General features: G+C 31.3%; 8 protein-coding genes and 1 other RNA gene. 4 read left to right on the top strand and 5 right to left on the bottom strand.

All coding sequences use genetic code 11. The annotated features are described in order from the left end of the window. Positions 1-91 precede the first annotated feature (91 nt). Positions 92-598 carry a porin family protein gene (locus QZZ53_RS15390; protein WP_296386321.1) on the bottom strand — a complete coding sequence of 169 codons (507 nt, stop codon included), beginning with the start codon at positions 596-598 and terminating at the stop codon, positions 92-94. A 218-nt stretch (positions 599-816) separates the two neighbouring features. Here QZZ53_RS15390 and xerA point away from each other — a divergent pair, with 218 nt between their 5' ends. Continuing rightward, positions 817-1,725 (top strand): site-specific tyrosine recombinase/integron integrase, encoded by a 909-nt coding sequence (xerA, locus tag QZZ53_RS15385; RefSeq protein WP_296386320.1) that lies wholly within the window; start codon positions 817-819, stop codon positions 1,723-1,725. A gap of 69 nt (positions 1,726-1,794) precedes the next feature. Next, positions 1,795-2,976, top strand: coding sequence for a PAS domain-containing sensor histidine kinase (locus tag QZZ53_RS15380; protein WP_296386318.1), 1,182 nt, complete (start codon positions 1,795-1,797; stop codon positions 2,974-2,976). Between the two features lie 38 nt (positions 2,977-3,014). Here QZZ53_RS15380 and rny read toward each other — a convergent pair whose 3' ends face one another. From rny to QZZ53_RS15360, 4 genes are all read right to left on the bottom strand, one after another. Continuing rightward, entirely contained in the window at positions 3,015-4,592 is a 1,578-nt protein-coding gene (rny, locus tag QZZ53_RS15375; protein ID WP_296386316.1) for a ribonuclease Y, read from the bottom strand. Positions 4,593-4,648: 56 nt separating this feature from the next. Beyond that, a non-coding RNA gene (gene ssrS, locus QZZ53_RS15370) (6S RNA) lies at positions 4,649-4,768 on the bottom strand. 57 nt (positions 4,769-4,825) lie between these two features. Beyond that, positions 4,826-5,113: a cell division protein ZapA gene (locus QZZ53_RS15365; protein ID WP_296386313.1), complete on the bottom strand. Its 288-nt coding sequence runs from the start codon at positions 5,111-5,113 to the stop codon at positions 4,826-4,828. Between the two features lie 18 nt (positions 5,114-5,131). Then, positions 5,132-5,422 (bottom strand): hypothetical protein, encoded by a 291-nt coding sequence (locus tag QZZ53_RS15360; protein ID WP_296386312.1) that lies wholly within the window; start codon positions 5,420-5,422, stop codon positions 5,132-5,134. Positions 5,423-5,582: 160 nt separating this feature from the next. On the opposite strand from QZZ53_RS15360, the gene QZZ53_RS15355 reads away from it, so the two are divergent. Both QZZ53_RS15355 and QZZ53_RS15350 read left to right on the top strand, forming a co-directional pair. Further along, positions 5,583-7,391 (top strand): M23 family metallopeptidase, encoded by a 1,809-nt coding sequence (locus QZZ53_RS15355; protein WP_296386310.1) that lies wholly within the window; start codon positions 5,583-5,585, stop codon positions 7,389-7,391. Between the two features lie 44 nt (positions 7,392-7,435). Then, positions 7,436-9,901 carry a carboxypeptidase-like regulatory domain-containing protein gene (locus QZZ53_RS15350; protein ID WP_296386308.1) on the top strand — a complete coding sequence of 822 codons (2,466 nt, stop codon included), beginning with the start codon at positions 7,436-7,438 and terminating at the stop codon, positions 9,899-9,901. Positions 9,902-10,143: the final 242 nt, after the last annotated feature.

Below are 10,143 nucleotides of genomic sequence, written 5' to 3'. Positions count from 1 at the left end.
GCGTTAATTTTTAACGTGTCTTATCGATAAAAATTAGAACAAAAAAAGAGAGGCAAAATTGCCTCTCTTTTTTAATTACTGTATATAAATACTAGAATTTGTAACCAACTCCAATATAAAATCCATTTAACTTAGAAGAAACACCACTTGGCGCATCCTCAACTAAATTAGCTAAACCAAGACTATATCTAGCTTCAACTAAAAATTCTTCAGTAATATCATAAGCTGCACCAGCTTCGATACCATAGTTAAAAGAACTAAAACCATCAGCAGTTTCAGTTAAAATTCCTAAAGCTGGTCCAGCTAAAACGCTAAACTCTTCAGAAACTGAATAGTTTGCCATTAATGGAATGTGAATTTCTCCACCATCCTTAATAGAAACATACATCACTTCTGGTTGAAAAGCAAATTCCTCAGAAATTTCAATTTGAGCAAAAACACCCACGTAAAATCCAGTTTCTGAAGCTGTTGCACTCGCACCACCAACCTCTACTTTTGCTGAAGCTAAATCAACACCTGCTTTAGCACCAAAGTTTTGAGCACTTACACTAGTAAAAGCGAAAACTGCAACTGCAGCACATAAAAATAATTTTTTCATAATATTTAAGTTTTAAAATTGATTAGTACAAACTAAAGCCTTTTTTTTCAAATAATAAAGTTTCTTAATACAGTTATTAACAATTTTGTAAACATTAAAATCTAAAATATTGATTACTAATTAGTTATGCGTTATGTTATTAACATTTTTTTATGAAAATACGATGAAATGCGTAGTCTTTTTAGCTGATTTAATGGTATAAATACCTATTTTTAGGCATGAAATGGCAGCAAGCATTAACAGATTATAAGCATTATCTTCAGATTGAACGTGGTTTGTCCGAAAATTCTATATCTAATTATAGCTATGACATAAAAAAATTGATTAATTATTTAGAGGAACATTCTATAACTGTTACTCCTATTTCTATAAACAACGAGCAAATAAAACAATTTATATATTCCATTTCAAAATCTTTAAACCCACGATCACAATCACGATTAATATCTGGACTTCGTAATTTTTTTGATTACTTAATTTTTGAAAATTACAGAGAGAGTAATCCCTTAGATTTAATTGAATCACCAAGAATTGGCAGAAAGCTACCAGACACCTTATCTGTTAGTGATATTGACAACTTAATTAAAACTATAGATCTAAGTTATCAGTATAATAATGTTAATCTAGGAGAACGTAACAGAGCAATAATTGAAACCTTATATAGTTGTGGCTTACGTGTAAGTGAACTTATAGACTTAAATTTATCTGATTTGTTCTTTGAAGAAGGTTTTATTAAAGTCACTGGAAAAGGTGACAAACAACGTTTTGTACCGATTGGACCAACAACACAAAGATATATCAGTATCTGGAAAGACATTAGAAATCATATCGATGTGCAACCAGATTCTAAAGACATTCTCTTTTTAAATTATAAAGGAAAGAAATTAACACGTGCTATGATTTTTACAATCATTAAAAAATTAGTAGAAAAATCTGGATTAAAGAAAAATGTATCTCCTCATACCTTTAGACATTCCTTTGCGACACACCTATTAGAAAATGGTGCTGATTTAAGAGCTATACAGATGATGCTTGGTCACGAAAGCATTACAACAACTGAAATTTATATGCATGTAGACCGCTCTCATCTTAGTGATGTTTTGAACAAATTTCATCCGAGAAAATAATTACAAATATTTGTAAGAATAAAGTGACTTCACCCTTTTATTTGGTGTCTTAAATAAAAGTCTGACACTATGAAATTTTCAGGATTCAACCTAACAAACTACAAAACAAAACTTTATAAAAAAAACAGAGTTCAAAATCAATCTTCTATTGATCAAAAACATGAGATTGCTTTGCAAATCTCTAATGTTGGATTATGGGATTGGAATATTACAACTGATAAAGTTTTCTACTCCACAGAATCTAAACAAATTATTGGTTACTCAGAGAAGGAGTTAAAAAACACCTCTAAGGTTTGGGATAACAAAGTGCATCCAGAAGATCTGGAGACCTATTATAAAAAGTTTAATTTGCATTTAGATGGTACAATAGATTTGTACGAAAATGAATATCGCATTTTATGCAAAGACGGAAATTATAAATGGGTTTTAGACAAAGGAAAAATTATTGAAAGAAATAGTAACGGGAAACCAACACGAATCATTGGTACACATACAGATATAACAAACAGAAGGAAATACGAAAGTCAACTCAAAAAGAACCTTCAACTTATTACTAGCCAGAATAAAAGGTTGCATAATTTTACTCATATTGTTTCTCATAATTTAAAAACACATATTGGTAACCTTAAGAACATTCTAGAGTTTTATAATGAAGCTGTTAATGAAACAGAAAAAGAAGAACTTATTAGGCATTTAAAAACTATATCAAAATCTTTAACAACAACTATTATAGATTTAGACGATATTATTAGTATTAAGTCTAAATCGGATATCAATCAACTCAATGAACGTGTTAATCTTTTTGAATGTGCCAACAAAGTCGTTAAGAGCTTAGATATTGATAGTACTAATAAAAATATTACCATTTATAATGCTTTAAGAATGGATGACACTTTAGTAACTAACAGGTCTTATCTTGAAAGTGTTATTTATAATTTAATTTCTAACGGTATTAAATATTCAGATTCTAGTAAAAAGTCTCAAATCATTATTCAATCCGTGCACACTAAGGATACCATAAAAATTCTTATTGCCGATAATGGTATTGGTATAGATACTGCTAAATTTAAAAATCAATTGTTTGAAATGTATCAAACCTTTCATGGTACAGATAGAAAAGACTCTAGAGGCATTGGACTTTATATTACTAAAACACAGGTTGAAGCTCTTAATGCAACTATTGAATTAGACAGTAAACTTAATGAAGGCACAACATTTATCTTAACATTTAAAAAGAAAAAAGCACTTTAAAAAAAGTGCTTTTTTGTATTATTATGTAGATAAAGATTCTATTTGGCAATATTCACTGCTCTAGTTTCTCTAATTACTGTAACTTTTACTTGTCCTGGATACGTCATATCTGTTTGAATTTTCTGAGAAATCTCAAACGATAAACTCGCAGCTTTATCATCAGACACTTTTTCGCTTTCTACGATTACTCTAAGCTCTCTACCAGCTTGTATAGCATAGGCTTTCTTTACACCTGTAAATCCAAAGGCTACATCTTCTAAATCTTTAAGGCGCTGTATATAAGAATCTAATACTTGGCGTCTTGCTCCTGGTCTTGCACCAGAAATCGCATCACATACCTGAATTATTGGTGATAACAACGTTGTCATTTCTATTTCATCGTGGTGAGCACCAATTGCATTACAAACTTCTGGTTTTTCACCATGTTTCTCTGCCCATTGCATACCCAAAATAGCATGAGGTGTTTCTATATCTGCTTCAGATGAAGGTACTTTTCCAATATCGTGAAGTAAACCTGCACGTTTCGCTAACTTAGGGTTTAACCCTAATTCTGCCGCCATTACACCACAAAGCTTAGCTACTTCTCTAGAGTGTTGTAATAAGTTTTGTCCGTAAGACGAACGGTATTTCATACGACCTACCATTTTAATCAATTCAGGATTTAATCCATGAATACCTAAATCAATAACTGTACGTTTACCTACTTCTATAATTTCTTGCTCAATTTGCTTTTCAGTCTTTTTTACAATTTCTTCAATTCTTGCAGGATGTATTCTACCATCAGTAACCAATTTATGTAAAGATAAGCGTGCAATTTCACGTCTCACAGAATCGAAACAAGATAAAATAATTGCTTCAGGCGTATCATCTACAATAATTTCAACTCCAGTAGCTGCTTCAATCGCTCTAATGTTTCGACCTTCTCTTCCAATGATTCTACCTTTAACATCATCAGATTCAATATTAAATACAGACACACAATTATCAACTGCTTCTTCTGTTCCTATACGTTGTATGGTGTTAATGATAATTTTCTTAGCTTCTTGCTGAGCAGTTAATTTAGCCTCTTCAACTTTATCTTGAATAAATGCCATAGCATCTGTCTTAGCTTCTTCTTTTAAAGATTCAACTAATTGTTCTTTGGCATCGTCTGCAGATAATGAAGAAATAACTTCTAACTGCTTTATTTGGCTTTTATGAGCTTTTTCTACTTCTTCTTTTTTCTTTTCTAAAAACTCCAATCTAAAATCGTAATCCTTTATTTTACTATCTAAAGATTGATTAGACTTCTTAGATTTTGAAAGCTCATTAGAAATTTGAGATTCTTTATCTCTAATACGTTTTTCGGCTTCAGCCATTTTCTTATCACGAGAAAGAATTACTTTTTCGTGCTCAGATTTAAGCTCAATAAATTTTTCTTTAGCCTGAAGTATTTTATCTTTTTTCAAAGATTCAGCATCAGATTTTGCTTGTTTTAAAATGGATTTAGACTCGTTTTCTGCATTTGAAATTAATTTTGAAGCATTTCCTTTTCCTAAAGATTTTGCTATAATATATCCTAGTATTATTCCTAATACTACTCCTCCAACAATATATAAAATTGTGTTAGTGTCCATGTTTATTATTTAGTTTTAGTATATAAAAAAGCCTACATCAATTATCGGTTTTGTATAAACTCCTTAAAAACAAGTTTAGGGCTAACAAGCTGATCAAAAATCTGTCTAAATACTAATGTATTAACAGCACGATTTTACAACTTCAACTCACCCTTTTTAAAGAATTAACGTTGAGTTTATCAAAAAATGTAACTAATGTAGGCAGTAACCTTTTATTTTAAAGAACGTACGAGCTATATATGCGATTGCAAAAGATCATTTAAAGCCTCTAGCTTTTCCTGAACTTCTTCATTTACATACTCTTTATCTATTGACTTTTGTTCTACTTGAGCTGCAAATTGCAAAGCACACATTGCTAATACATCTTGCTTATCTCTTACAGAATAATTCTGCTCAAATTGTCCAATCATAGCCTCAATCTTTTTTGTGGCCTTTCGCAAACCTTCTTCCTGACTCGGATTAATCGTTAATGGATATACTCTATTAGCGATTGAAAGTTTAATTTTTAATTGATCTGACATCTAGTCTAATTTACAACTTTATTCTGAGAGCTGACCAATACAATGATCAATATCTCTAATAAGTGCATTTATTTTGAGCTTTGTTTCTCGTTTATTTTCGTCACTACCAAGCATTGAATTTGCAATTTTAAGCGTGTCATACTTTTCTGCCCAAGACCCTAATTCTTCTTGCTGCTCTAAAAGCTTTTGCTGTTGCTGTTCTAATTGTTCAGAGAGTTTTGCATTGGTTTGTTTTAAAACCTCTTGCTTATGTAAAACCTTACTGATTTTATTCTCTAAAGCATCAACAATGTCTTCTATTTTACTCATTAAAGCAATTCAATACTATTGAAACAAAGTTAACATACCTAATGAAAAAATACAATTCTTTTACGATTATTTTTAATTACTATAACATCAAATCAATTAGAGCGTTAAGAAATCGACATCACTAAAATAATCCTTAAACATAGTTTGAAATGATTTTTCTATGTCTTCAGAGATTCTATACCACAAATTATACACTAAGATTGTCTGTATAAAAAATAATACAGTTTTAACGTTTGAAAATCTTAATCAAATTAATACATTAGCTGTATTAGCACAAAGTATGAAGAAATTTTTGCTCTTATTTTTAATCACAAGTTCGGTTTATGCTCAGTCTGAGTATCCGCAAGATTACTTTAGAAACCCTTTAGATATTACATTAGTGCTTTCTGGTACGTTTGGAGAACTGCGCTCTTCTCATTTTCATTCTGGACTCGATATTAAAACACAGCGAAAGCAAGGCTTAAAGGTCTATAGTGCTGCAGAAGGCTATGTAAGCAGAATTAAAATTTCTCATTATGGTTACGGTAAAGCGATTTACATTACACATCCAAATGGCTACACTACTGTTTATGGGCATCTTCAAAAATTCTCTAAGCGTTTAGAAAAGTATATCAAAGAGTGTCAATACGATAAAGAGAGTTTTGAAGTTGAAGTTTTTCCAAGTAATGAAGAACTAATTATAGAACCTAACGAAATTATCGCCTTCTCAGGCAATACAGGTGGTTCTGGTGGACCTCATTTACATTTTGAAATAAGAGACAATCAAGAAAGACCAATGAATCCTATGCTTTTTGGGTTAGATGTAAAAGATTCTAAAGCACCTTTTGTTTCTGCAATTTATGCATACCCAAAAGACAAAAACGCAATAATTAATGGTAAGAATGAAAGAGTACCTCTACGATTAATTCCACGGAAAACTGGTGACTATGAAGTTGAAAAAATTTCAGCATATGGAAACATTGGATTTGGAGTTACCTCTTATGATAAACAAGATTTAGCACCAAATAATAATGGAGTTAGTAATATTCAAACCTTTTTTAATGGCAACAAAAGCTTAGAGATAGATTTTAAGCGTTTTAGTTTTGATGAGTCTAAACACATAAAACGGTTAATAGATTATGAATACTTTAAAAGTAAGCGGTCTCGAATTCAAAAGCTATTTATTCAAAAAAACAATCCTTTAAGTCTTTATAAAGATGCTTATGATAATGGTTATATTATGGTTGAAGACAGTACTTCTTCCGTTTATAAGATTAGAATTAGAGATTATAAGCAAAATGAAACTTGGATTACAATTCCTGTTAAGGGAAAGTATGCAACTAAAGTTAAGGAAGAAATTGACGATTTATCACAAAAATCTTTAGTTCACAGTAATAAAGCAACAACATTAGAAGCTGACAATATCAAAGTTAACTTTTACGAAAACACTTTGTATGATGATACTTTCATAGATTTTAAAGTGAATTGCGATACCATATATCTTCATGAAGACAACATTCCACTTCAAAAGAATTTTTATATCAATTATGACTTAAGCAATTATAAAGTAGAACATCAAGACAAAATCTTTATTGCTCGATTATATGGCTATTACAGAAGACCAAGTTATGTATACACTAAGCGCAAAGGCAACATTCTAAGTGCTGGTAGTAAAATATTTGGCACTTATACATTAGCTATGGATACGGTTGCTCCAACGATTAAGTCAGTTAATTTTCAGGATAAAAAATGGTTAAGCAAATATCGTTATCTAAAAGTAAAGATAGAAGACGAATTATCTGGTATTAGCAAATACAGAGCAACGGTTAATGGACAATGGATTTTAATGGAGTACGATTATAAAACTAAAACCTTAATACACGATTTTAATGATAATATCGTTAAAGACACAAAGAACGAATTAAAAATAATTGTTACGGATAATGTTGGAAATAGTTCTACATTTGAAGCAACCTTTTTTAGAAAATAGAACTTATCGGTCTGAAAACACCTAACTAAAAAATTGAAAAACATTTGAAACGCTTACATTTTATTGTGTTACTAAGCTTACTTTTTAGCTTACTATCCTTTTCGCAATCTGCAATTATTAGAGGTGTTATTTTAGATGAAAATAATAACCCAATCAACGACGTTAACATAAAAGCTAGTACTGGAGAAGGTACTGCTAGTAATGAAAACGGATTCTATGAATTAAAAATTCCTTTTGGAGTTGAAGTAACCATAGTATTTACGCACATTAATCATAAACGCATTGAAGCAAAATTTAACCTAAAAAATGGTCAGGAATTAGAGTATAATCCTGTACTGAATATTGAGATAGAGCAAATTGCTACTGTTGTCATTTCTACCAACACTAGGCAAAGTATTGATGGTGTTGTTTCTATAACACCAAAAACATTAAGAACCATTAAAGGTGCTCAACCAGGTGTTGAGAATATTCTAAAAACATTACCAGGTGTCAATATTTCGAATGAATTAAGTACCCAATACTCAGTTAGAGGTGGGAATTTTGATGAAAATTTAGTCTATGTTAACGAAATTGAAGTCTATAGACCTTTCTTAATTCGTTCTGGAAATCAGGAAGGCTTAAGCTTTGTAAACACGGATTTAGTACAAAACGTTGATTTCTCAGCAGGTGGTTTTCAAGCAAAATATGGAGATAAATTATCTTCAGTTTTAGATATTACGTATAGAAACCCTGTTTCATTTGGAATTAGAACAGATTTAAGTTTATTAGGAGGAAGTGTTGCGGCTGAAGCAGTTTCTAAAGACGGTAAATTTTCAGGAATTGCAGGTGTGCGCTACAGAGACAATAGTTTAATTTTAAACAATCTCGAAACCGAAGGTAATGTAGAACCTGTTTTTGCAGATGCTCAAACGTATTTAACCTACCGTTTTTCAAGTAAATTTCATTTGAATTTTCTTGGAAATATTTCATTGAACAAATACAATTTTCAACCAGAAAATAGGCAAACTAATTTTGGTACTTTAGAAGAACCTGTAGCACTTTTAGTATTTTACGATGGTCAAGAAAAAGATCAATACCAAACCTATTTTGGAGCATTTAAAGCCAATTATTTTGTCAGTGACGATTTAACTTTAAAGTTAATTGCCTCAGCATACCACACCACAGAACAAGAATACTTCGACATTTTAGCACAATACAGATTAGGAGAAGTGAATACCAACATTGGCGATGAAAATTTAGGAGAGGTAGAATTTAGTGAAGGTATTGGATCACAATTAACACATGCACGTAACGACTTAGATGCATTTATCGTTAATGCAGAACATAGAGGAGATTATAAAATTGATGATGAAAGTACTGTAGAATGGTCTGTAAAATACACACACGAAGATATTAGAGATCGATTGGTAGAATGGGAAGTTATAGATTCTGCTGGTTTTTCTATTCGTCCACCAAACTTTAGCTCTCCAAACTTACAACCTATAGCACCTTTTTCTGGCCCTTTAACCGCTTTTGAAAACATAAGAGCTCTTAACAAAGTACAAATAGATCGCTTACAAGCTTTTGGTCAGTATAGTAAGAGAACAAATTGGGGAGAAAATGAAGTATTTTACAATGTTGGTGTTAGAGCACATAGCTGGACAGTAAATGGAGAAGGCATAAAAGGCTCGTCTCAAACTGTAGTTAGTCCTAGAGCACAATTTGCAATAAAACCAGATTGGGATAAAGACATGCTCTTTAGAGTTGCAGGAGGATTATACTACCAACCACCTTTCTATAGGGAATTAAGAGATTCTTCTGGAGTCGTTCAACCCAACGTAAAAGCACAAAAATCGTTTCATATTGTTTTAGGAAATGAATATAGTTTCAAAATTTGGGATAGACCATTTAAACTGGTTACAGAAGCTTATTACAAAGGCTTATCTGATGTTAATCCTTATACATTAGAAAATGTAAGAATTCGCTACAGAGCAAAAAATAATGCCAAAGCTTATGCCTATGGTTTAGACATGCGACTGAATGGTGAGTTTGTTCCTGGTACCGAATCTTGGTTTAGTTTTGGGTATTTAAAGACGGAAGAAAATATTGACAATAGAGGTTATATTGCTAGACCAACAGATCAGCGTTTAAAATTTGGTGCATTGTTTCAAGATTATGTACCAAATATGCCAGACTTAAAAATGTATTTAAATTTAGTCTATAACACTGGTGTTCCTGGTGGTTCGCCAAGCTATGCAGATCCTTACGATTTTCAAATACGTTTACGTGATTATAGACGTGCAGATTTAGGTATTTCTTTTCAAGTTGTCAACCCAGAAAAAACATATAATTCTAAGTGGAAAAAAGCCTTTAGAGAACTTTCTATTGGATTTGAAATCTATAACATGTTTAACAACCAAAACTCTATTACCAATACTTGGGTAAGAGACGTTTACACCAAACGACAATTTGCGATTCCTAATTACTTAACTCCTCGTGTTTTTAATTTGAGATTATCAGCTAGATTTTAGATATAAGTTTAAATTTTAGTGAAATTGTATTCTTTTTTAGCGGAAATACCAAAATTGACGATGATTGAACCTTCTAAACGTTCTAAAATCACTAAGTTTGTAACTATCTAATTCACTTTAGGTTACCCTACTAAACTATAGTATAAAATTTTTAAAGCATGAAATATTCCCTCATCGCATGTCTAATGCTATGTTTTAGTCTGTCTTTTGCACAACTTAGTGTAAGAAATAGTGCTTATGTC

It is taken from the genome of Winogradskyella sp., assembly GCF_016744625.1.
In the GTDB taxonomy this organism is placed as follows: Bacteria; Bacteroidota; Bacteroidia; order Flavobacteriales; family Flavobacteriaceae; genus Winogradskyella.
The sequence above is the reverse complement of the archived record's forward strand: the minus strand, read 5'-3'. Positions and strand labels throughout refer to the sequence as shown.